A 23,723-nucleotide genomic window follows, 5' to 3' on the forward strand; every position below is an offset into this window, starting at 1 on the left:
TTCTTGAGAATGGTATAAAAGAGTTTTCCCAGGTTCGCTTGAAAAATTTTATAATCAACTCGCTCTTAACTATTTTGAAATTGAAGAGTATCAAAAAAGCATTTGGAAATTATAATAAAAGTATTAAATATAATTCTTCATCATTCGATGCTTATGATGGCATTGCTAAAGTCTGTTTGGTTCGAGGTAAACATGAAAATGCTGTTCTAAATAATAAAAAATCTATTGAATTGGCTAGAGCCTGTAATGCAAGGCAATGGATGTTAAATCAATTAATTGCAACAATCGCACTTTTAGTATTGAGTCATACTGGAAGAAAAACAATGAACCGCTAACAATGAATAAATGACAATTGCTTTCTATCACTAGTAACTATACTTATATATGATGATATGGTTAATTTTGAGAACCAAGTCTACTTCATATTTTTTTACCAAATGACAATTCCTATCAAAATGACTTTCATTAATTTTCCCAAATGAAAGAATTTATAGATTATATATTGCAGTTTGGTAGTTTAAATCAACAGCAAATAGAGCTTATTAGCAAAAAGGGTGAAGAACTAGAACTTTGCAAAGATGAGTATTTTGCTGAAGCGGGAAAAATTCTAAAACGAGTTGGATTTATTGTAGAAGGCGTTCTGCGTATAAGTTATTATAATAATAAAGGCGAAGAAATCACAAAATACTTTCTTGACGAAAATCATTTGATGTTTAAATTGAAAGAAGAGCCATTTACAGAATACGTTCAGGCTGCTACAGATTGTAAATTACTGGTGTTTTCAAATAAAGATTGGAAAGAAATTTCAAATACAATTGTAGGATGGGATGTTATTTTTCAGAAAATAATTAATAAAACTCTATCCGAAAAATTAGAAAGAAGGAGTCCTTTAATTGAGCAAAATGCTACCAATCGCTACTTAATGTTCATAGAAGTGTTCCCTAACCTTATCAATCGTATTCCTTTGTCTTATGTTGCTTCTTATTTAGGTATGACACAATCATCACTAAGTCGAATAAGAAAAAATATAAGCTAATTCGCTTTTTGTCATTTGGCAAATCTTATTCGATTTTAATCTATCACCTTTGTAAAATAAAATTAGATAGATATGAACAAAACAATTTTCATCACAGGTGCTTCACAAGGATTAGGAAAAGTCACTGCTAAATTATTTGCTGCTAAAGGTTGGATTGTAATAGCAACTATGAGAAATCCCGAAAAGGAAACCGAATTATCACAATTATCAAACGTTCACTTACTAAAATTAGACATTAGTAATGCTAAACAAATTATTGACGTTGTAGCAGATGCAGAAAAAATAAGCCCGATTGACGTTTTATTTAACAATGCTGGTTTTGGTCTTGCTGGGCCGTTAGAAGCCGTTACTAACTCACAGTTAGAGAAGTTAATAAACACAAACTTATTAGGTACTATATTTGTAACAAAAGCTTTTATTCCTTTTTTTAAGAAAAGGAATAACGGAACAATTATTACTACCACATCTTCTACGGCATATATTCCATACCCATTTATTGCAGTATACGAAGCTACAAAAGCGGCATTAGAAAACTGGACTGCAAGTATGAGCTATGAGTTAGGTAGGTTTGGAATAGATACTAAAACTGTTGTACCTGGTTATATGCAAACTAATTTTGGTAATAATGGTGAATTCGTATCTCATCCAGATTATCAAGAAGATTTTAATAAATACATTAAAGTATTAAAATCTGAAATTGGTTCTATTTCAGATAATCCAGAAGACATTGCAATGGTTGTATTTGAAGCTGCAACAGACAATAAAAAGCAAATAAATTACATTGCGGGGAATCACGCCACAAAAGAAGTTGAATGGTTTAAAAAAGAAGGGATGGAGGTTGTAATACAAACAATGAAAGAACGGTTTTTTGATCAAAAATAATTTTATAATTGTTTACCAAAATCATCTAAGACTTTTAGCACAGGAATAAGCTCTTTTCCTTTTTTTGTTAAAGAGTACTCTACTTTTTTAGGATACACTTCATAATCTTTTTTTTGAATAATACCATCATCTACTAATTCGCCTAGCTGTTTGGTTAAAGCTCTTTTAGAAGCTTCGGGGTTGTATTTTTCTAAATCTTTGAGTCTACAACTCCCTCTATTAAGTTCACATAATAGTGCAAGTTTCCATTTCCCGGAAATAACATGTAATGTTCTTTCCATCGGACAATCAATTTTTAAAGGTGTTTTTCTGGTGTAAGTTCCCATCTATTATGTTTCTTTAAAATTACAATAAACATAGTGTATATGGTTAACGAAAGTATAAAAAACAGCCCTTTTATCAAGTTAAAATGTATCTCGTCCTAAAAAAAGTTTACAGTTTTTACTTAAATCCTAAAAAAACTTTACATCTATATTTTAATCCTATTATTGGTTTACAATAATTAGTATTTATTAGCTATTCTATTACATTGTACGATATGCCTTTGATTGTGATAAATAAGTACTCTAAACGTATCACCCAATTTTAATTTTATCCATTTAGAAATACTGATCGATGTTTTAATCTTACTTAGGTCTTTATTTCTTGCTATATCTAATAATTCTAACGTCTTGTGTTGTTGTGCTATAAACCTGTCAATACATTTTTCATCCAGATCATTATTAATCGGATTTTTATCTTTGAATGTTTTCATGGTATTCAATTTTTCTCTGGGAAGCATCATTTTTGCAAAGTAATTCCCCAAAAGGCCTGATTTAAAAACAGAAGCATTTTTTCTTTTCGACCTTAGCATTCTATCTTCAATCTCGGGCAGATAATAGTCTCCATATAAATTTAAATGTTCCAAACACTCTAAAATACTCCAACTTTCTGGTGTATTTTTCCAGTTGAGTTTTTCTATTGACAGCTGATTATATTTTTCTGCTTCATTAATATTTTTTCGTGTTCTTTCTACCAAATCCAGTAGTAAATCTTTTGACGTTATCTTCATTTGTTTTTTTATACAAAACTCTATGATTTCAAACTTTAAAACATTGATCGAAATTAAGATTTTTTAATTCTTGAAAGTGTTTCGGGTGTCATTCGTAAGTAGGAAGCAATATACTTGTTTGGTATTTCCTGAAAGAGCTGAGGACTACGTTTTAAAACCCTCTTATATCTTTCTAAAGGAGAAGTGGTCAAAATATCCCTTTCTCGTTCCATTTGTTGCAAAACAAAGTTTTCAAAAATCAGATACCATGCTTTAGTATATTCTGGAGAAGACCATATAAAGTTCATAAGGTTAGCTTTTTTAATCACTTTTAAAGTCGTCTTCTTTAAGGCTTGAATATAAAAATCAGATGGTTTTTCGTTTATAAATGAATCGAGAGCCGCAATAAAATTGTTTCTGTAGCCAAACCTAATAGTGTGTTCTTCAAACTCGTCTATCACAAAAATTCTTAAACTACCATCTACAACCAGATATCCGTTTGTGTCAACACTTCCTTTTACTTTTAAATATTCATTCCTATCCAATTTTAACTCTTTATCCCACAAATCTTGGCTATTTATTTCTTCTAATAAGGTTGAAATTGGATTCATATTTTACGCACAGGTATTAGTCAAAACAAGATACTTTTTAGTACAGAGATTCTTTGATTTTGTACTAAAGTAGCAAAAAGACATAAACCTATTGTCTGGTAGTGATAATTTTCTGAAAAGGAAATCAGATATTATACGCTATTGATTGTAGTTTTATTCGGATATATATTTTTTTCCGTTTATGAATATTTCTCCGCCAAGTTCTTCTATGTCATATCCAAACCAGCCTTCTTCATTGCTTCTCCAGGTTTCTTTATGCTTCTGTGTAGTTAGTACAGTATCTGTTGTTATACCGTCTCTTTGAAACATCATTCTTTTCCATCGTTGAGATGTAAAAACAATTACACTATCTTTTTTTAAAAATTGTATACTATCAATATCCATTTTTATACTCAAAGTGGTATCGATTATTGCCCAATCTCTCAATGCATATTCTTTTTGTTTATCTCTTGAAATGATTTCTCCGCTTTCATCATAAATTACAAGATCCTGTGGTAATCGGCTCATATAAGTTTCAATGTCTTTTACCCGTGTAGCTTCAATACCTTCATCTATATTCTTTTTGATTAATTTACCAATAGTAACTTTTTCTAATTCGGTTAGTCCTATTGATTTTTTGCTTGAATCGCAACTAGTTGATACAATTAAAAACAAAAATCCTATTATAAAAACAGTTTTCATTGGTACCTATTTATGGTTTAGTTCTTATCATATTTTAAGCTAGCAATACCTCCATTTGACACTAAAAAACCAGAAATTATACCTTTTGGATTTCTAAGGATTTCAATTTTCTTAAAATGTCTGTTTGATGATGTAAATACATCTTTTTTAATAGCTTTTAGTTTAATCGGATTTCTTTTAAATAGTTTTATAAAAACTGAGTCATTGTCGTTATAAAACTGAATTGAGCTATCAAGCTCTTCACTAGTAAAATCCCCAGTATACTCACTAATATTGAACGAGTTATATTTTAAGAATTCAATGTTTTGATTGTTATTGATATTCAATCGCATCACTTTTTCATTGTTTTCATTTTCTTCAAAAATGACACTTACATCGTTTGTATCCGCCAACATTTTAAATTCATTATTACTAATTGGCAGTAACCTTGTTTGACTTTCTTCGGATCTATAATATATAAGTGTGTCATTAACAATTTTTATTTCTCTATCATACCATTCTTTGGGTTCCCAATATTTACCACAAAATTTTGACATCTGATTTTTGGATAGTTTGATAGATTTTTTAATCTTTTTTTCATTCTTACTCTTCTTTGCTTTTCCTTTTGATTCAGATTTATAATATTCATCTAAAAAAATATCGGCAGTTTTTAATGCCAGCGTAGAAGCACGTATTGGTGTTGTATTTGCTAATATTACTACAGCCGAATTATGCTCTGGAAATCGAGAAAAATAAGCTCTAAAACTAGCATCAGAACCGGTATGATCGAACCATTCTAAACCTTTATATTTAACTCCTGTCCATTGTCCCATTGCAGCCTCGGTGATTTGACCATTATTTAAATAGGCCTGTTGATTCATTTTTGTTATTATGCCTTTATTTTCTGAAGCTGGAGTATTTAGGTAAATAGCCCATTTACATAAATCATGTACAGTAGTAAATAAATTGGTAGCCCCTACAGTAGAGAAGCTAAGTTTACTTTTTTTAATGATATTTTCTTTATTCTTGTAAGAGTACGCCCTGTTCTTTACTATTTTTTCATAATCATCATAGAATTGTGAATTGCTCATTTCTAATGGAACAAAAATGTTATCTTTTGTATATTCAGCAAAAGATTGACCCGATACACGTGCTACAACTTCTGCTAATAAAGTAAATCCTGTATTTGAATATGATAGTTTGGTTCCAGGGTCAAAGTTTAAAGAAGTCTGTTTAGATACTAAATCCAAAATATCCTGATTAAGAATAACATCATCATTTTTCCATCCTGCTAAATACAGGAGTCGCCATTGATCTCTTATACCACTTGTATGACTAGCAAGATGTCGTAAAGTAATTTTTTTACCAAAATTTGGAACTTCTGGTATGTATGTTCTTATATCATCATCTAGTGACAATTTTCCTTCTTTTTCAAGAAGCAAAATGGCATAAGCGGTAAATTGTTTTGATAATGAAGCTGCATGAAATATAGTGTTAGTCGTATTTGGAATGTTATATTCTAAATTGGCACTTCCGTATGCATTACTAAAAACAACTTTTCCGTTTTTAATAACTGCAATTGCTGCACCACCAGAATTTACTGAATTCCATTCTTTAAATAATGAGTTAGCTTGCTCGACTTTAGTTAATTTACTAGTTGTAGCATGATTTTTATTGGTCTGAGCGTGAATTGAACTAAATAGGAAAATAAATAAGCTACATGTATAAAGAGTCGATAATCTTTGTGGATTTCGTTTCATTTCTTTTTGATTTAACCTACTATTTTTGGGTAGTCTTTATTTGTATTACCCATTTTTTTCAAAAAGGTTACATAAAAACTTAAGAATGTCCTTTGGTTTTTGCTTTTAGCAGCTTTCAAAAAATACAATACCCATACATTTTTTAGAGAAGTATTTCTGTGAATTAGTGAAAGAAACTTCATCAAAATACCAGTATCATACTTCTTGATTTTGGATATACAGCACTATTATTGGTTTCGCTTCCCATTTGACACTAAAGCAGTTCTGGATCCAACGGCAAGGCTCTCTATTTTTTTATCCTCATTTATGGTAAAATCAATCCACCAATCAGGATCGGATTCAAAAATAAATTTGTGTTCGCTAATTGGCACAATAACAAACTTTCTCCCCTGGTCTCGCTGCGAATTAAGCTGTCCGTTTTCTAATGTGATATTACGAATGGTTCCATCTTCATGAGTATAAACCCCTGTAAACTTCTTTAACACACTCTCATCAAAGGACTTAACCTGTTCTAGATTAGGTAGAATTCCTAAAACATCTGAAGCTAATTGTACGGCGAGTGCTCCCGGAGAACTTCTATTTAGGTTTGATAACACAATAATTTGTAAGTCCTCTTCAAGAACCCATAACGAGTAACATTCGGTGCCGTGCACGTTTCCTCCATGCTCTACTGTAGTGTACTTCCCCAAAGTTGTGGTCCACCAACCTAATCCATATTTAGTTTTTCTGCCATCATGCAGGCTTTGAGAAGTGAAAGCGATCTGTTTTTGTTGCTCACTGATTAATGTGTTGTTTTTTAAAGCATCGTACCAAATGGTTATATCATCGATAGTAGAAATGATGCCGCCATCTGCAAGTGTTCCTGGTTTTACAGCCTTTGCATGAACAATTTTATGAGGTTCTTCCTCGGCTACTTCGTATCCCTTAGACAATTGCGGAACGACTTCATAAAAATCATAGAAGCTTGACTGTTTCATATCTAACACATCAAAAATATGCTCTTGCATATATGCTCTAAACTCCTGTTTGGAAACGTTTTCAACAATTTTGCCTAATAAAACATATCCTGAGTTTGAATATTTCCAGGCAGTTCCGGGTTTAAAATCAAGTGAAATAGTATTGATCACATTTACAATAGTGTCCATAGTTACCCGATCTGTACCATGATGATCATAAGAAGGTTCTACTTCTGTGTATTCTGGAATTCCTGCAGTATGCCCTAATAATTGACGAATAGTAATTTTGTTATCATATGATTGTTTATACTCAGGAATATACTCTCTAATATCATTATCAAGAGATAGTTTCCCTTGTTCTTCTAACATCAAAATACAAACGGCAGTAAATTGCTTTGTAATAGAGGCGATACGGAATTTCATATCGATTTGAGCCTCTACCTGATGTTCTATATTTATATTTCCAAATGCTTTTTTGAGTAATGTTTTTCCGCCTTTACGAATTAAAACAACCGCTCCTGCTCCATCGGGTGGATAATGAAGATTAATTTTCTCCTCTAATAACTGGTTTAATGCAGCTTTTTCTTTTGTTTTAGGAACATCGGGTTTTCTATCGGTTGCACATGCTGTAAAAAACAAAATTGATACTAATACAATACTAAGGAGTACAAAAAAATTTGATCGAAACAGGTTCATATATATATTTTGTACTTAAGACCATCGTTTTTTAGAAAGGTTACATTGTATTTTTGATTTAATTCATCATTATTCCTTAGGGATTTCACCAATTAGCACTCCTTTTTCGTTATAAAAATGTAGTTTGGCGACATTTGTAGAATCTATAAATAGTTTTATCCTTTCATTCCCCATAACATCTTTCATTGTAAGTTGAGGAATTTCGTTATCGCTACCCAAGAATACTCTTTCTACTCCCAGATCACGATTCTTTTTCATTTTTCTTATTTCCTCAATGATTTCCTTTTTTCTATCATCTGATATATTTTGGTATTTATATTCTTCTATCAAATCAAGGTTTTTACCAAAACTACCATTACCAGTTCTATCATAAAACGTTATTCCAGACTTAATACTGCCATGAATATTTTCTTTATGTTCTAAATTTATTACCTGATTATCGTTATATCTATCGAACGATAAATGACCAGCTCCAAACTTTCTCCCGTCTGGCAATTGAGCACTATTAAAAACAAGTCCTCCTATTTCATCTCCTTCTTCATTAAAAAATATCATCCCGGCAAAGTGCTCTCTCTCTATCATACTAACAGGGTATTCTTTTCCATTCATCCTAGGTGCTGCAATACGTTGTTTGTTTGCTAGTGCCATAACTGTAGTTCCGTCGTCATTCACTATGTTAATTCTTTCTGCAGTAATGACATCAAATGTAGTATTCTTTATCCCAGTAAAACCAGTCAGTAACAGGACTAATAATAATGCCCAACAAGAGATGTTACTAATAATTAAAAAGCGTGTTTGTTTTTTAGAAAGATTCATTTTATACTAGATTTTGGTTATAGTTAAAAGACATATTTCATTTTTCTTTGTTACAATAAGAACATCTCATACCTACTAAGCCAATATGTAGAAAGTGATAAAATACATGGATTAACCTATCTTTTTTCTTGTTCAGAATATTGTTGATTGTATTATTTAATTGACGTAGTAATTATAACTTGATACGCTTTTAGAAAGAAGGAGGAGGAATGTGAGTTCCATGTAATAAAGTTTACTCCAGTCGATGATTTTCTATCGAAAACTGTACTTCGACAAGACTTGTTCTAAGTTTTTCGAAGACAAGTAAATTTTAATCAAAAGCCTAATTTCGATACAATTTTTCTTCGTTTCACTATGAAAAACCACTCAACTTGACGGCTTTTGATTAAACTTATAAAAATTTAGCATTGCTAAAAACAGGGAATTCTTTTTACTTGAAACTAAATTGCTCTGATCTCATGTATAGTGTAGTAAATAGTTTTTTTAATTTGTCATCTAAATCAGGGAACATATACTTATTCTTTTTCAGGTCATAATTAAATTGATACTTGGGTAAATCAAACCCAAAATGTTCAGATGCCCAAAATGCAATTCCGTAAAACATTCCTTCAACTTGATAGTCACAATGATTTAGCTTTATTTCATTCAGAGTTATTTTGGTTGGAGTATTAATTTTCTTTTCAATTATTGAACTTACCCAGATAAGACCTTCTTTTAAAAGTTCAATTTCAACATCTGTTAGATGTATGGTATTAGCTTTATACTCAAAAAACAAGTTGTCGGATATTTTATCACCTTGATTACTATTTTCAACACCGGCCGAAATTTGTACCCAAATACCCCAACTTGTTTTCCGAATTCTATAAAGAGATGTAGATGATTTCTGCATATGATTAAGTGCTTGTGTCAACTATTTATGGGTATATGTCCTAACCAGGTAAAATGTTACTTAATCAAGTAAAGTAATTTGCATTTATTTTATGTCATTCACTATAGAAAAGATGATATTTTCAGTTTAACACAGATTCTAATCTCACTATACTGCTTTTAATCAAAAGTAAGTACATCAGGTTCTAAAAATTCTGTTTTTGCTTTTTCCGAATTAAAAATATCAAAACTATAATGGCTACCGATGAGTTGTTTAAAGCTGGTTTTTAATTGCGGAAACTCAACTATGAAATCTTTAAAATTATTAGAGTTTGATTGATTCATAAAATGATTCACTGCTTTGATCGCGACAATCGTTAGTGTTTTGTTGTATTTGTCTTTTGCACCTACAAATTCGACAAAATTCTGTAGCTGAGTTTGTATCTTTTTTTCAGCTTGTTCAACTCCATGATTACTAATATTTATCCAAGCCAGTCGTAAATGTGCTTCATGACTAAAAATTTCAGGATTTAGTGTACACTGTGTAAATTGATTTTCGAATACTTTGTCTGTTAGTTCAAAATGCTTTTCCATATTGTATCTTTTTTATATCATTTCTTGATACAAAAGAACGAATACGTATTTTTTTTCTCATTTACATTTGTCGATAAATTGTTTTCGTGCTCTACTTAATTGTGTTGGTGTAATACCTAAGTAGTTTGCAATGTAATAATGTGGAATTCGATTGATTAAACTGGGGTATTCTTTTAAAAAGAGTTCATACTTTTCTACAGAATTCAAATTTAAAAGAGATACTAATCTTGATTGTAATTGATTATTGAGTTTTTGGAACTCGTTTGTTATTATTTCGGTGATATTTTTGTCTTTATTGACCCAAGACATCACTTCTGAATAATCTGCTACAGAAATTTTACATTTTTCTAAAGCTTCAACATACATTACTACATTTGTTTTTGGTATATAACTACCAATAATCATATCATCTTCCTGATAAAAATGAGTAGTGATTTCATTACCATCATTATCATAAACAAAACCCCTCATCACTCCTTTAATCAACATACCAATTTCTATACAAGGTTTGCCATATTGAAGAAAAAAACCGCCTTTTTCTAATGATATTGTTTTGTGCAAAGAATCGCTAATTGTTTTCTTTTGAGACATTTTGGTTTTTAATTACACACAACGTTACCTGCTTTTTTTTAATTCATCGATAATTTTAGTACTTACCCAGTAAATATCTTGATTACTTGTATAGAAGAAATATTTACCATCTTTTGATACAAAAGGACAGAGTTCGTGGTTTTTTGTATTGATTTTTTCTCCCATATTGATAGATTTTGTCCAAGTACCATCAGTATTCTTGAAACTAATATACAAATCACCTCTACCTAATCCCTTTGGTCGTCTTGCACAAAAAATAATGTAGCTTTCCTCTGGGTCAACAAAAACATCAGCTTCATAATTTGAGGTGTTAATTGAATCTCCAAGCGTAATCGCTTTCTGAAATTTTCCATTAATACTTTTAGAGGAGTATATATCAAAGTCACTCTGCTTTTTCTCAGCGGTTATTTTATTTGATGAAAAATACATTGTTCCGGTTTGTGTAAATGAAATATAGTATTCATTTCTATTGGAATTGATGTTGGGTCCGGCATTGATAGGTTCTGACCACTCGTTACCTTCTTTTTCTACATACCATATATCATGATCTTGTTTGGCTCCCATACCATCTAATGTTCTTTCTGATATAAAGTATAATCTCTTTTCGTCTGGAGAAAGGAATGGGTCATTAAATCCATATTTATCATGAGATAAAATAGTTCTAGGTTTGCTCCATTTGTTTTCTATAAGTTCTGAATATCTTATTTCGGTTCTTCCGTTTATATCTACTCCATAGAAAAATTGTGTTGCTTCGGTATTAAAAACCGAACCAAATTCTGATTCAGTATTTTTAGAAATAAGACCGGGTGCGAATATCTCTGGGTTTACAGATGGAGGTTTTTGTTCAAGATACTTAAGACGATCATCTACTTTCTGACTGCAACATATTAAAGGAGTTAATAAACACCAGAAAAAACAATTAATTAGTAAACGCATATGTTTTTAAGTTTTATCTATTGAAGGTAATGTTCTGTATAAGAAACATAAGGTAGATAATAAGCAATACGTTTCAGGTCGGTGCTAACCCAAATATAAATATTTTCCTCTTATCATTTTTTGACATACCTAATATTGCTTTCATTAAACCATAAAAACTCTATTTACCCTTACATCCAGGCCTAGCATCAATGTCTGATTCTAAGCGAATATTGCTAAGTCCAATATCTACGCCTTCTCCTGCGGTAATCATTAATGCAGAGCTTATTTTGGTCATATCAACACCAAGGTTATCAAAACAGCTTAGACTTATTCGATATTCTTGCCAATGATCGGCAGCGATATTGATATTAAGAGTTTTATCGCAAGAAGAATTTTTATCACACATACCAATTTCGACAACTGCCTCCTTTGCTTTAAATGATTTTGCAGAGAAAGTAAGTTCCATTGCTCCATTTGCTTGGCGAGACATATTGCTTGGTGAAGTCGTACTGATCCGCATTTGATCACGATCTGATTTAGACCATTTTATTCTTAATGCATCTTCTTGTGCCATGTGGTCTGTCTTACTTATAATTAGCCCTCCAACAGATGTTGGAAAACTAGCAATTTGTTTGACCAAATTACCTGAGTTTAACCATAATCCCCATGGCGCAACAGGGGCACCTTTACTGAAAAACTCGCCTGTAGATACTACTTTATTATTTTCTATGCCAGAATTTTCAGAAAGTTGATTGACCGCTATATTATTATTATAAGAAAGACCATAACCTAATTTAAATAACGGTTCACTATCTTCTGATACTACCGCACTTGCTGGCCATGAAAATGATAGACGGCCTGTAAAATCAAAAGAAGGATCTCTTTGAAATAATAAATCCGAAATCCCTCCACCTTCAGTACCAGGTAACCATGCTGCGATAAATGCATCTGACTTGTTTATTTCAGGATTACACCATAGTGGGCGGCCTGATAGAAAAACAGATACAACAGGAATGCCTTTACTTTGAAATTCTGCCAATTTATTTACATCAAAACCATTTGGAATAAAGTCAAGGTTTTCTCTGTCGCCTTGAAACTCAGCATATGGATCTTCTCCATATACGGCAATTACAACATCAGCTTTCACGGTTGTATCTCCATTAGCTGAATAAATTACCTTACCACCTGCTGTGTTAACTGCTTTCTTAATACCATCAAGAATAGAGTCACCATTGGGAAACTCATCATTGGTATGACCTGTTCCCTGCCAGGACAATGTCCAACCACCACATGCCTTAGAGATATTTTCTGCTCCATCACCAATTACCAAAATTGTTTTCATAGCATCAATCGGTAAAGTACTGTTATTGTTTTTAAGCAAAACCATCGACTCTCGAACCGCCTGGCGTGCGATGGCTCTATTTTCTGGTAGCCCCAAAAGGTTTTCGTCTCCTGCATTTTTACGTGTACTCGGTGCTCCTTTGGTAAATATACCCGAAGCAATTTTCACTCTAAGTATACGACGTACTGCATCATCTAAGCGGGACATTGGAATTGTTCCACTCTTTACATGCTTCAATGTGCTCTTATACAAACCTTTCCAGCTGTCAGGGGCCATATACATATCCAGGCCTGCATTCAGCGACTGCGCACAATCTGTATTTGTACAACCAGGAACCTGGCCATGACCGTTCCAGTCACCTACCACAAAACCGTTAAAACCAAGTCGTTCCTTCAAGACATCTGTCAACAGTTCTTTCTCGCCATGGAGTTTTTTACCTTGCCAACTGGAGAAAGAAACCATCACTGTTTGAACACCTGCAGGTATAGCACTATAATAACCTGTCGCATGCACATTACGTAATTCTGTTTCACTAACAAGGGCATCACCTTGATCAACGCCTTTTTCTGTTGCACCATCAGCGAGAAAGTGCTTAGCACTAGATATAACGCGACCATCTCCCATAAAATCGGCTTCGCCGAAACGGCCCTGCAATCCATAAACAATACGATCTGCATACGACTTTACAATCTTCGCATCTTCAGAGAATCCTTCATAACTTCTACCCCAACGAACGTCTTGGGGTACTGCTAAAGTAGGAGCAAAGGTCCAATCATGACCAGATACAGTAAGCTCATGAGCAGTTACTGATGCAATTTGCTCCATCAAGTCAGGATTGTTCATCGCTCCGAGTCCAATATTATGTGGAAAAATTATTGCTCCAATAAGGTTAGCATGACCATGTACTGCATCTATTCCCCATATACATGGTATCGCAACTTCAACACCTTCCACATCAATCGATGCATTGTAGTATTCATCAGCCATTGCCAACCAAGTTTTTGGATCTGCATAAGGTAATGGTCCGGGTGCCGAATTCCCACCACTTAAAACAGAGCCCAAACGATATTTTTTAACCTCTTCTGGCGTAATAGATCCATTGTCTGCCTGGATTACCTGACCTACTTTTTGCTCTAGTGTAAGTTTTGGCAATAGATCATCTATTTGTGCTTCGATCACAGGATCTAATGGTAGTGCTTTAATGCTTGGCCAATCTTCAGGATTTACAAGATCTGCTGATTTTTCTACTTCTGCTTTAGAATTATTTTTTTGAACACAGCCCAAAACTAGAATAGACAAAAGGTATAATAAAGAAACGGGTAAGATTAAAAGTTTTTTAGTGCGCATATTGAAATTAATATTAGTTGTTATTACACTAAAGAAAAATTCTATCAGGTCATAGACAATATGTAAGCTACCTTTTTTATGTTTATAAATGTTTGTAACAATTATTTTGTATTATTATCATTATCGATTTCTTATTCGTGAACACATAACATTAAGTTTAAAAAACGTAAGGTAGTTAATAAGTAATACGCCTAAGATGCTATTCGGTGGTTTTATTTTTCAGTATAAAGTTTCATTGCCATATCAAATATGCTATGAATTTTTTCTATCGGAATATCTTTATTCGGGTCAATCATTAATAATTTTGTAAACGTCCTTTTTCCCTGAATTAAGTCTGGATGGTTAATTTTTACACCTTTTCCAATTGCTATGTAAGGGAATTGTGTTTTCTTATCTACCCATAAATAGCAAAAGATCTGATTTTTATACATAAAGCAAGGTAAGCGGTAATACCATTTCGACTCAAATTCGGAATTATAATCGGTTATTATAGCTTTTAATCCCAAAAGGCAACTTTTAATTGGTTCTTCTTTATCAAAATAAAAATTGTCTATAGCTTTCATACAGATTGTTAATAGTATTACACCACTTACACTAGGTATTAAATGTATTAAAAAAGCGCAAATTTTTATGATTTGCGCTTAATTAGCTATTTTGTATTTACACTTTGCGATAGTTTTATGTATTCAATTATATGCTTTTCTAAATTCTATGGGAGACATGTCTGTTTTATTTTTGAAGAGCTTTGTAAATGATGCCGGGTGTTCAAAACCCAAATTATAAGCAATTTCACTTACCGAAAGCAATGTTGTTGATAGCTGTTCTTTGGCCTTTTCTACTAATTTATTATGAATATGTTGTTGTGTACTTTGCCCGGTTAATGATTTGAGCATACTGCTCAAGTAATTCGGAGTAAGGTTTAAGCAATTAGCCACCCATTGAACAGTAGGCAGGCCTTTTTCAACTAAGCTATCAACTTTAAAGTAATCTGATAAGATTTGTTCTAGCTGACCTAACACCTGGTGGTTAGAAATCTTACGAGTGATGAACTGTCGTTCATAAAAGCGTTCTGCATAATTGAGAAGCAACTCTAACTGTGAAATAATAATTTTCTGACTAAACTTATCCATATTTGATTGATACTCGCGTTGGATATTCTTCAAGAGATCCAGCATCATTTGTTCTTCTTTTTCAGAAAGGAAAAGCGCTTCATTTACCGTATATCCAAAAAAATCATAATTTGTTATTTGCGTCGCCAACGGTGAATTCCATAAAAAATCAGGATGAACTAATAGTAACCAACCTGAAGGTTTATGATCTTTAATATTAGGGTTATTTCCTAAACTCATCACCTGTTTTGGTGCTACAAATGTCATGATACCTTCATCAAAATCATACTCTTGTTGCCCATAAAAAAATTTATGTGCTACGTTTCGCTTTAATCCAATAGTATAATAGTCTTGTTTCCATTTTAGTTCTTCAATATCCGATGGATACCTAACCTGACTATAATCCACTAAACTTATTAACGGATGTTCGGGAGCGGCAATATTAGCTAATTTATGATAATCACTTACTTTTTTAAAATGCTTTAAGTCTTTCATTATACTAAATTTATGGATTTTTTTATGTCAACATACCTCCTGAGACTTCAATACGTTGTCCATTAATCCAACCTGCTTTATCAGAACATAAAAAAGCAACGATTCCTCCAATATCTTCAGCTTCACCAACACGCCCTAATGCAGTAATACTAGAAATTAAAGCTGCTTTTTGTTCATCTTTATTACTTCCTCCTGCAAAATCGGTTGCAATGGCTCCTGGTGCGATAACATTAGCTGTAATTTTACGTTGTCCTAATTCTTTTGTTAAATAACGTGTAAAAACTTCTATACCTCCCTTCATCATTGCATATGCAGACATACCTGGTAGACTAAAACGGGTTAATCCACTAGAAATATTGATGATTCGCCCTCCTTTATTAAGAAAAGGTAATGCTGATTGGGTTAGAAAATAAATACTTTTAAGATGCACATTCATCATTTCATCAAATTCTTCCTCCGTTGTATCTGAAACCAAATTATGTACTCCTGTTCCGGCATTATTGATTAAAAAATCAAAATTAAGGTTACCATTTTCTTCTTTTAAATAATTGGTCACTTTGTTTATGAATTCTTGTCCGTTTTTATAGTTGGTAGCATCAAAAGGAAAAGCTATAGCTTTCTGCCCCAGTGCCTCTATTTCTGAAATAACTTCTTTTGCTTTGTTCCCGTTTTTATGATAAGAAAAGATAATATTCACACCATCTTTTGCTAGATTGATTGCCATATCACGACCTAATCCACGGCTTCCGCCTGTAATAATTGCAGTTTTTTGACTCATTTTTATTGTTTTTAATTTACAATACAAAGTTGAGTTTATAAAGCAACTAGTTCTTTTCCAAATCTACTTTTATCTTGTTCTAATCTATGATATAAAGGCAAACCATTTCTAACAACAATATAAATGTAATGATCAAATACATTCGTTTGTCTAATATTGCGCATGAAATCTAAACTCTTTATCTAAAAAGCAAAAAGCTACCAGATAGGTAGCTTTTTGTAGTATGATTAGAATCAAATTTATCTTACTCTCATATCGATAAAACATCTATATGACTATAGTAAGTATATTGATTACCGTTTTTTAAATATTAGATTGAGCAAGAACAGAATGATTATCGCTCCGATAGCCCCAGTAAGTATCGCACCGATCCAACCGGTACCCAGGCTAATTCCCAATCTTCCCAAAAGCCAGTATCCTACATAACTACCGACGATTCCAACTATAATATTTCCGATGAGACCTAAACCACCACCTTTATAAATGGTACCTCCTAGCCAACCAGCTACTGCTCCAATAACAATTGTTACAATTATTTCCATATTGTTAGTTTTAAATTATTAATAAAGTGTTAATATATTAAAAAAATACGAACTTATCTGATATGTTTAGCTTTTCAATGTTATAATATGATCGACCTCTTCTTAATGATAAGTCTTTTTTTTAGTATTATTTTATTATCATTCATAGTAAAGATTATCAACAACTTAAGAATAAAAAAAACTATTAACGATACTATAAAATCCAGCTACCTTTGGGTTTTAACTGTATAACTCTTTAGTGTTCCATCGGTTATAAATCCAATTTTAGAATAAATTCTCTCACCAGATCTAGATGCCACTAAAACAACGATATCACTTAGATTTCTGTACGCTTCAAATAATAGCTTGTTGGTCATAATTTTACCTAATCCCATTCCTCTATATTCTGGTAGTGTTCCTATCATATGTATCCCAGAACATCCATTTTTATCATGATATATAATTCCGCAACTTACATATTCACTGTTATATTTACCCAAAAAAAGATGTATGTTTTTTTGGTGTTTAACTAATGAAATTATAGTCTCGGGGAGTATTTGATATCCAAATGAATTTGATGAAACTCTTGCAAATACTATTGCCTTGTTATCATCATCAACGGGCTCTATCGTAGCAAAATTATCTAAAGGTGCAGTATGCTTAGAAGTTTCCAAAAACATTGCTTTTACCATTGATTGCTGCTCAAAATCGTGCTGTAGTAATCGTTTTTCTATATTTTCATTTTCGGCTACTCCTAATGATTTTGGCAAGACCCCATTCTTCATTTCTGTATGAAGTTGTTTCAGGTTTACTGTTTCTGGATCTATCTCAAAAATTTTATTGGGCCAGGAGTTTTTTTCGGGTTTGGTATAGACATACCCCTCTCCTCTATTAAAAAAGCCTCCCTGTGTTCCTATATATTCCCAAAATTCAAAAAGGTGGTTTATTATGGTCTCCTTCATAAAATTTAGTTCTGTGAAGTTTTTACAAAAGCTGCCGAATCTTCATAAAATCTATATTCTTTAATTTTTCCATCTTCAATTATGCTTATCTGAGCCCAATCACTTATAAATAATTTGCCAGTTGCTTTTACTTCGTGTGAAAATTTTCCATTTGCAAAAACGACATTTCCTTCAGAGATTACCCTTTCTACACTAAATTCTTTGGTCGTAAAAGAATTAACTATGTTAGCAATAAACTGCTTTGCTTCTTCTTTGGTTCTATATGTACCATGAAGTTGATCTTTTTTACGTTCTTGGTCACGTACACTTACGATCAGGCAATTTTCATGAAACAAATTTACTACTTTATCCATATTGCCATTTTGAAAAGCATTAAAATAATCATGTACTACTGTGCTACTGTTTTCTGTATTTTTCATGTTTTTTGTTTTTATAGAGTGAATACTTATTTATTGCATTAATGTCTTAACTTCTTTGTCTAGTTTTGCGTTCTCTAATGGATCTAGAATTGATGAATTGTTTACATCAAACTTGTTATTAAAATCTCCTAAAGAATATATACCAGATAGGTTCCCACCCCATATTGGGAAGAGTTTTTCTAAAATCTGAAGATGTGATGCTCCTCCTGTTACTCCAGGAGAGGTGCTCATTAACACTACGGGTTTGTCTCCAAAAAATCGTTGATCGATTCTTGAAAGCCAATCTATGATGTTTTTGAAAAAAGATGAAGGAAGTCCGTTATGCTCTGGTGAAGCAATCATAAACCCTTCTGCCTTTGTAAAAAGTTGAAAAAGCTCTTTTATCGGTTTTGGAATACCTTTCTCTTCTATGACCGGACTATAAATAGGAACTATATAATCTGATAATTGTATGAGATGTACATTAGTATGCTCATCGATTTTATTGACTGCTGCAATCAATAATTGTTGATTGATTGATTTAGGGTTATTACTTCCCGAAAAAGCAAGGATTTTTTTCATTTGTACTATTTTTTAAATTATTTAGTACAAACTAACTGCTATTTGGCATTAAAAATCTTAAGGTATCTTAAGAACGGATCATATTCCAGTTTTTTTTCTTAATGCGCTTAAAAACTCTGGAGTCATTCCTAAATATGAAGCAATCATGTATTGCGGAACACGCTGTTCGATATCCCTATATTTTGAACGAAACTCAAAATATCGTTCTTCCGCTGTTTTACTTAAAGTATTAAGTGTACGATCTTGCAAAGCAACATATGCTTTTTCAAACTTAAACCTAAAAAAACGTTCTATTGCCGGTACCTGGTCATATAATTGATTTAATGTATCCCGATGAATTTGTAGTATTACACTATGTTCTAATGCCTGGATAAAGTGTCTGGCCGGAGTTCTGGTAAGGTAACTATACAGATCATTAACCCACCAACCTTCTATTCCAAATTGAATGATATGTTCTCGCGCTTCTTCATCCATATAATAACTTCTTAGAGCTCCTTCTGTTATAAATCTCATATGTAAAGAAACCTCCCCTGTATACAACAGAACTTCTTTCTTTTTTAAAGTTACCGCATGAAAACATTCACTAACGCAATTGGCATCATGATCTGTAAGGACAATACTTTCTCTAAAATGTTGTATTAATTTATCAATTGGATCCATATCTACAACACTGATTTTTTCATATCAAAAGCAAGTCCGATATACGAATTGTTATTAAACTCGAATTCATCTATTATTTTCCAGCCCAATTTCTTAGTATGTGCTTTTTCAGAAATAACATTCACTTTATTTATAAATGTTATGCTAATAGGATATTTTTTTATGAATTCGATTCTCATTTCTTCAAAAATCAAATTTAGCAGTCCTTTACCACGGTAATCCTTATCAATACAAACCGGCCCGTATTGAAAACTATTTTCTGTTGAAATTTGATATCCTTCGAATGATAATTTTGGAAAACGAGATATCATAACATTAAAAATTTCCCATTGCTCAAAATATTTCCAGTTTCCGGCAAAAGCATAAGCCACAATTACATCATTATCATTTTCTGCAATAAAAATTCCGTTTTGCTTTATAATCTCTTCAATTTGACTAGTAGTAAATGGGGTGGTCACAAAACCTGTTTCTCGTTCTTTTTCGGTTAAATTACTAAACAGGTTCTTTTCCTGAAGTGAAAGAATTCCTTTTATATCAGCTACTTTACCAATACGTGTTCTCATTATTTTTATGCTATTTTACCAAAGAATACTACATCATTATTTAGGTATAATTTCCCAGGTGAGTATATTTCTTATCCAGGTAACTAAGGTAGTTAATCTTTTATGTTTTTGAAATAAGACGAATCTAGATTTACACGCTAAATCAATTAAATTTTGAAGGTATTGTAAGTGTGTGATCTGAAATCAGGGTTTAAGAATCTATAGGAAATAATTTTAACCCTTCATTTTTACATTGCATAAGGATATATTTTTTATCACCGATCATTATACGTTCTGCAGCTTTTATTTCTAACCCGTGTAGTGCAGGCAATGTCGCAGAAAAACGTAGAGGAGTTTCCTGATTTCTATACAGAAGATATCCTTTATTGGCATCGTAACGTATCGTTTCTACTTCGGCTTCATATAATGAGCCTACTCCAAAAATGTCATTTACTCCGTCCTTATTAAAATCTTCGACAACAAAATCTGTAGTTGGCCCAAATTGAGCTTGTACTGGTAATGATGTTATATTAAAATTTCCTTTTCCATCATTAATCAGTATAACAGTAGTAAACTCCTTAGCCATGTAATGAGTTGCTTCTTTCAAGTCCTGATCTCCATAAATATCAGACAGTGATGCGTTTGCAAATTCCCCATAGGTTTTAAACTTATTCTTTAACATGGGTAATTGCTCAGAGGAGCATTGTTTCCCTCTCACGGGCAATAGTAATCCTGTTTTGGATTCTTTACTCAAAATAATATCCAAACTTTGGTTTTGATCAAAATCTTTGGTGTAAATGTGTAGTGGTTTGTCTTTTGTAGGATGAAACTTAGTATTCTGGCCCATATTTCCTATTAAATAATCCACATCCCCATCACTATCAATATCTGTAGGGTGTATCGTAAAATACCATCCAGAAGTATGTTGTAATGCGTCTATATCTTTTTTAATCAATACTCCTTTATCATTATCAAAAATGGTAATTGGCATCCACTCTCCGATTACCAAAAGGTCTTCGTCTCCATCCTTATCATAATCAGAAAAAACAGCGCCATTTACCATGTTTAGTTGTTCTTGTCCTTTGATCATTTTATGGGTTCCCTTCACAAAATTTCCTCGGTCATTTCTTAGCATATATGAAAGTGATGACATAGGATATTTACCCGGGACTACTCCTCCACCAATAAAAAGATCAAGATCACCATCCTGATCAACATCAGATGCAGCCACGGCAGAAGATATCGATTTGATCTTAGGAAATGTAGTATCTCTGGTAAAATTACCTTTCCCATCATTTGTATAGACTCTATCGACAAGCCAATCACTATTTTCCTGATCTTCATAACTTCCACTCGCTACATATAAATCCTGATCTCCATCATTATCAAGATCAAAAAATAATGCCTGGTTATCTTCAAATTCTTTATCATTCTGAAAAACGGAAATACTAGAAGTCCTAAATGTGCCATCTTCTTTCTGAATATAGATTGCTGCAGGTGCTCCTTTGGCATTCCCCACAAAGAAATCATCTTTTCCATCGTTATTTACATCACCAACGGTAAGTGCTTTCCCTTTTTCGCTTTGTTTTTGCGGTAATAATAACTGAAGTTTGTAATCATCAAAATTACGTTCGGTATTTTTATACTGAATCCCAAATTGAGAAGCATCAATCACAGTTGAGATATTTGTATGTTGCTTTTTAGTTTTCTCTGCGGTTGACTGTGCATCTTTTTGATTGATCTCGAGCAATTGATTCCCTTTTATATCCTGAAGTGTAGTATATGCTCCTTGAGGCCATTGTACTTGTATACTATCTATCATTGTTATATCTCCTAATCCAAAATGTATTCGTTGACTTACAGAAGATTGAAATCCTCTTACAGGATAATGCGTTTTTGACTGTTGTTGGTCTTTGGTATAGATATTAACTTTTGCACCAATACCATTGAGATTTTTATCACCACCAGAAAGTATAATCGATATATAGTTATTGTCCTGGTTATTTTTATAGATACTTGCAGTTTCCATCTGATTGTTGAGGATAAGATCAAGATCTCCATCATTATCAAGATCAGCATAGGCAACCCCATTAGAATTTACTTTTTCTTGTAGTCCCCATTCTTTGGTAACAGGTAAAAACGTTAAGTCTCCATTATTAAGAAACATTTTGTTACTTAATTTGCTAGAAGGCATCATACCAATTGCTTCGTCTAATGTTACTTTTTTTCGATTACGAATATTAGTCTTCATTCTATTTCTAAAATCCTGGTTAGAAAGATCATGAAGGATACCATTAGTCACAAAAAGGTCATTAAATCCATCATTATCAAAATCTGCCAATACAGGAGCCCAACTCCAATCTGTATTTGAAATACCAGACAATTGCCCTATTTCACTATACATACCATTCCCCAGGTTTAGTTGTAACGCATTAGACATGTATTGATGATGATACCCTGCTTCAACCAACTCGTTGAAATTTTCGGTACTCATCGATGCCATATTTTCTTTACTTCTTTTATGATCATCAGACATCATATCCAAAACCACCAGATCAGGTTTTAAATCATTATTAATATCAGCAAAATCAGATCCCATACTATTTGCAGTGATATGGTCAAAAGTGTTAAGGATGGTGTTGGTAAATGTACCATCGTGATTATTGATATAAAGAAAATCAGATTCTAAAAAATCATTAGCTACATAAACATCGGGCCAATTGTCTTCATTAAAATCGCCAATAGAAGCACTAAGTCCCCAGGCTTTATTTAATAGTCCCGATTTTTGAGTAATATCGGTAAACTTTCCTTCGTTATTTTCAAAAAGCTGGTCGCTACTTTCGGGAAGATAATTAAATTGGATTCTTGGGTCTATCGTTACATTATTATTAAAATCCGGTCTGTGATTTAATAGGTATATATCTAAATCTCCATCTTTATCAAAATCCAAATAATAAGCCTGAGTTGAAAAAGCACTGGATGCCAAACCATATTGATCAGCTTGCTCTATAAATGTTCCATTTTTCTGGTTGATATACAGTTTATTCTTTCTTTTACCCTCATCTTTAAGTGCTCCTGATTTACATACATAAATATCTAACCAACCATCGGTGTTGATATCTATCATAGAAACACCAGTAGACCAACCTTCCTGATCTGTAACTCCTGCATTTTTTGTGATATCATCAAAAACAAAATCACCTTTATTAAGGTAAAGTTTATTAGTGCCTTGATTAGAACTAAAATATATGTCTTCTAATCCATCATTATTAATATCTCCTACAGCTACGCCCCCTCCATTATAGATATATGAATAATTAAGAAAATTGAAATATAATGTTTCTTCGATCTTATTTTTAAAACCAATAGTACTATGAGTTTCTGAAACTTTTTCAAATAGTGTTGAAATTTGCTTTGTTTCTACAACAGTAGTATCTTCTTTCTGATGCTTTGAGCAACCAGAAAAAATCAAAATCAGCACTATGAGGTAAAATGTATTCTGCATAATATTTTAAAAAATTAAGTCCTCCTTTTTCGAGGGAATTTGAAAATAAGGAACATTTTTTTTTA

Annotated in this window: 25 protein-coding genes; 3 read left to right on the plus strand and 22 right to left on the minus strand. The window is 32.4% G+C overall.

Annotation, left to right across the window (positions count from 1 at the left end; genetic code table 11):
- The first annotated feature begins 80 nt into the window (after window positions 1-80).
- From DG435_RS06710 to DG435_RS06720, 3 genes are all read left to right on the plus strand, one after another.
- Window positions 81-335: a hypothetical protein gene (locus DG435_RS06710; protein WP_159098246.1), complete on the plus strand. Its 255-nt coding sequence runs from the start codon at window positions 81-83 to the stop codon at window positions 333-335.
- A 143-nt stretch (window positions 336-478) separates the two neighbouring features.
- The gene (locus tag DG435_RS06715; protein WP_106792202.1) at window positions 479-1,036 is read left to right on the plus strand and encodes a Crp/Fnr family transcriptional regulator; all 558 of its coding nucleotides are present in this window, start codon (window positions 479-481) and stop codon (window positions 1,034-1,036) included.
- Window positions 1,037-1,108: 72 nt separating this feature from the next.
- Window positions 1,109-1,918: an SDR family NAD(P)-dependent oxidoreductase gene (locus DG435_RS06720; RefSeq protein WP_106792201.1), complete on the plus strand. Its 810-nt coding sequence runs from the start codon at window positions 1,109-1,111 to the stop codon at window positions 1,916-1,918.
- A 2-nt stretch (window positions 1,919-1,920) separates the two neighbouring features.
- Here the strand turns inward: DG435_RS06720 and DG435_RS06725 are convergent, their stop codons facing one another.
- The 22 genes from DG435_RS06725 to DG435_RS06830 all read right to left on the minus strand — a co-directional run bounded on the left by DG435_RS06725 (window position 1,921) and on the right by DG435_RS06830 (window position 23,658).
- Window positions 1,921-2,244, minus strand: coding sequence for a helix-turn-helix domain-containing protein (locus DG435_RS06725; protein WP_106792200.1), 324 nt, complete (start codon window positions 2,242-2,244; stop codon window positions 1,921-1,923).
- 176 nt (window positions 2,245-2,420) lie between these two features.
- The gene (locus tag DG435_RS06730; RefSeq protein WP_106792199.1) at window positions 2,421-2,969 is read right to left on the minus strand and encodes a DinB family protein; all 549 of its coding nucleotides are present in this window, start codon (window positions 2,967-2,969) and stop codon (window positions 2,421-2,423) included.
- Between the two features lie 53 nt (window positions 2,970-3,022).
- Window positions 3,023-3,559 (minus strand): Crp/Fnr family transcriptional regulator, encoded by a 537-nt coding sequence (locus DG435_RS06735; RefSeq protein ID WP_106792198.1) that lies wholly within the window; start codon window positions 3,557-3,559, stop codon window positions 3,023-3,025.
- A gap of 153 nt (window positions 3,560-3,712) precedes the next feature.
- Window positions 3,713-4,240 (minus strand): hypothetical protein, encoded by a 528-nt coding sequence (locus DG435_RS06740; RefSeq protein ID WP_106792197.1) that lies wholly within the window; start codon window positions 4,238-4,240, stop codon window positions 3,713-3,715.
- Window positions 4,241-4,257: 17 nt separating this feature from the next.
- Complete coding sequence (locus DG435_RS06745) at window positions 4,258-5,979, minus strand: serine hydrolase (protein WP_106792196.1); 1,722 nt, start codon at window positions 5,977-5,979, stop codon at window positions 4,258-4,260.
- A gap of 227 nt (window positions 5,980-6,206) precedes the next feature.
- Complete coding sequence (locus DG435_RS06750; protein ID WP_106792195.1) at window positions 6,207-7,631, minus strand: serine hydrolase; 1,425 nt, start codon at window positions 7,629-7,631, stop codon at window positions 6,207-6,209.
- Window positions 7,632-7,700: 69 nt separating this feature from the next.
- The gene (locus DG435_RS06755) at window positions 7,701-8,447 is read right to left on the minus strand and encodes a hypothetical protein (protein WP_106792194.1); all 747 of its coding nucleotides are present in this window, start codon (window positions 8,445-8,447) and stop codon (window positions 7,701-7,703) included.
- Between the two features lie 430 nt (window positions 8,448-8,877).
- Window positions 8,878-9,336: a hypothetical protein gene (locus DG435_RS06760; RefSeq protein ID WP_159025535.1), complete on the minus strand. Its 459-nt coding sequence runs from the start codon at window positions 9,334-9,336 to the stop codon at window positions 8,878-8,880.
- A gap of 158 nt (window positions 9,337-9,494) precedes the next feature.
- Window positions 9,495-9,908 carry a hypothetical protein gene (locus DG435_RS06765; protein ID WP_106792192.1) on the minus strand — a complete coding sequence of 138 codons (414 nt, stop codon included), beginning with the start codon at window positions 9,906-9,908 and terminating at the stop codon, window positions 9,495-9,497.
- A gap of 57 nt (window positions 9,909-9,965) precedes the next feature.
- Window positions 9,966-10,499, minus strand: a complete 534-nt coding sequence (locus DG435_RS06770) for a Crp/Fnr family transcriptional regulator (RefSeq protein WP_106792191.1) — start codon at window positions 10,497-10,499, stop codon at window positions 9,966-9,968.
- A 24-nt stretch (window positions 10,500-10,523) separates the two neighbouring features.
- On the minus strand, window positions 10,524-11,435 hold the full coding sequence (locus DG435_RS06775) for a PD40 domain-containing protein (RefSeq protein WP_106792190.1): 912 nt from the start codon (window positions 11,433-11,435) through the stop codon (window positions 10,524-10,526).
- Between the two features lie 160 nt (window positions 11,436-11,595).
- Window positions 11,596-14,106: a glycoside hydrolase family 3 protein gene (locus tag DG435_RS06780; protein WP_106792189.1), complete on the minus strand. Its 2,511-nt coding sequence runs from the start codon at window positions 14,104-14,106 to the stop codon at window positions 11,596-11,598.
- A 212-nt stretch (window positions 14,107-14,318) separates the two neighbouring features.
- Window positions 14,319-14,669, minus strand: a complete 351-nt coding sequence (locus DG435_RS06785) for a DUF1801 domain-containing protein (protein WP_106792188.1) — start codon at window positions 14,667-14,669, stop codon at window positions 14,319-14,321.
- A 123-nt stretch (window positions 14,670-14,792) separates the two neighbouring features.
- Window positions 14,793-15,710, minus strand: a complete 918-nt coding sequence (locus tag DG435_RS06790; RefSeq protein ID WP_106792187.1) for an AraC family transcriptional regulator — start codon at window positions 15,708-15,710, stop codon at window positions 14,793-14,795.
- A gap of 22 nt (window positions 15,711-15,732) precedes the next feature.
- Window positions 15,733-16,488: an SDR family NAD(P)-dependent oxidoreductase gene (locus tag DG435_RS06795; RefSeq protein ID WP_106792186.1), complete on the minus strand. Its 756-nt coding sequence runs from the start codon at window positions 16,486-16,488 to the stop codon at window positions 15,733-15,735.
- Window positions 16,489-16,781: 293 nt separating this feature from the next.
- A complete protein-coding gene (locus DG435_RS06800) occupies window positions 16,782-17,030 on the minus strand; it encodes a GlsB/YeaQ/YmgE family stress response membrane protein (RefSeq protein ID WP_106792185.1) in 249 nt (82 codons plus the stop codon).
- A 206-nt stretch (window positions 17,031-17,236) separates the two neighbouring features.
- The gene (locus DG435_RS06805) at window positions 17,237-17,971 is read right to left on the minus strand and encodes a GNAT family N-acetyltransferase (RefSeq protein WP_106792184.1); all 735 of its coding nucleotides are present in this window, start codon (window positions 17,969-17,971) and stop codon (window positions 17,237-17,239) included.
- Between the two features lie 5 nt (window positions 17,972-17,976).
- The gene (locus tag DG435_RS06810; RefSeq protein WP_106792183.1) at window positions 17,977-18,390 is read right to left on the minus strand and encodes a nuclear transport factor 2 family protein; all 414 of its coding nucleotides are present in this window, start codon (window positions 18,388-18,390) and stop codon (window positions 17,977-17,979) included.
- A 30-nt stretch (window positions 18,391-18,420) separates the two neighbouring features.
- Window positions 18,421-18,951, minus strand: a complete 531-nt coding sequence (locus DG435_RS06815; RefSeq protein ID WP_106792182.1) for an NADPH-dependent FMN reductase — start codon at window positions 18,949-18,951, stop codon at window positions 18,421-18,423.
- Between the two features lie 78 nt (window positions 18,952-19,029).
- Window positions 19,030-19,611, minus strand: a complete 582-nt coding sequence (locus DG435_RS06820) for a Crp/Fnr family transcriptional regulator (RefSeq protein ID WP_106792181.1) — start codon at window positions 19,609-19,611, stop codon at window positions 19,030-19,032.
- Between the two features lie 2 nt (window positions 19,612-19,613).
- Window positions 19,614-20,174: a GNAT family N-acetyltransferase gene (locus DG435_RS06825; protein ID WP_234387078.1), complete on the minus strand. Its 561-nt coding sequence runs from the start codon at window positions 20,172-20,174 to the stop codon at window positions 19,614-19,616.
- Window positions 20,175-20,364: 190 nt separating this feature from the next.
- Window positions 20,365-23,658, minus strand: a complete 3,294-nt coding sequence (locus DG435_RS06830; protein ID WP_106792179.1) for a VCBS repeat-containing protein — start codon at window positions 23,656-23,658, stop codon at window positions 20,365-20,367.
- Window positions 23,659-23,723: the final 65 nt, after the last annotated feature.

The sequence above is a fragment of the Aquimarina sp. Aq78 genome, from assembly GCF_900299525.1.
GTDB lineage: Bacteria > Bacteroidota > Bacteroidia > Flavobacteriales > Flavobacteriaceae > Aquimarina.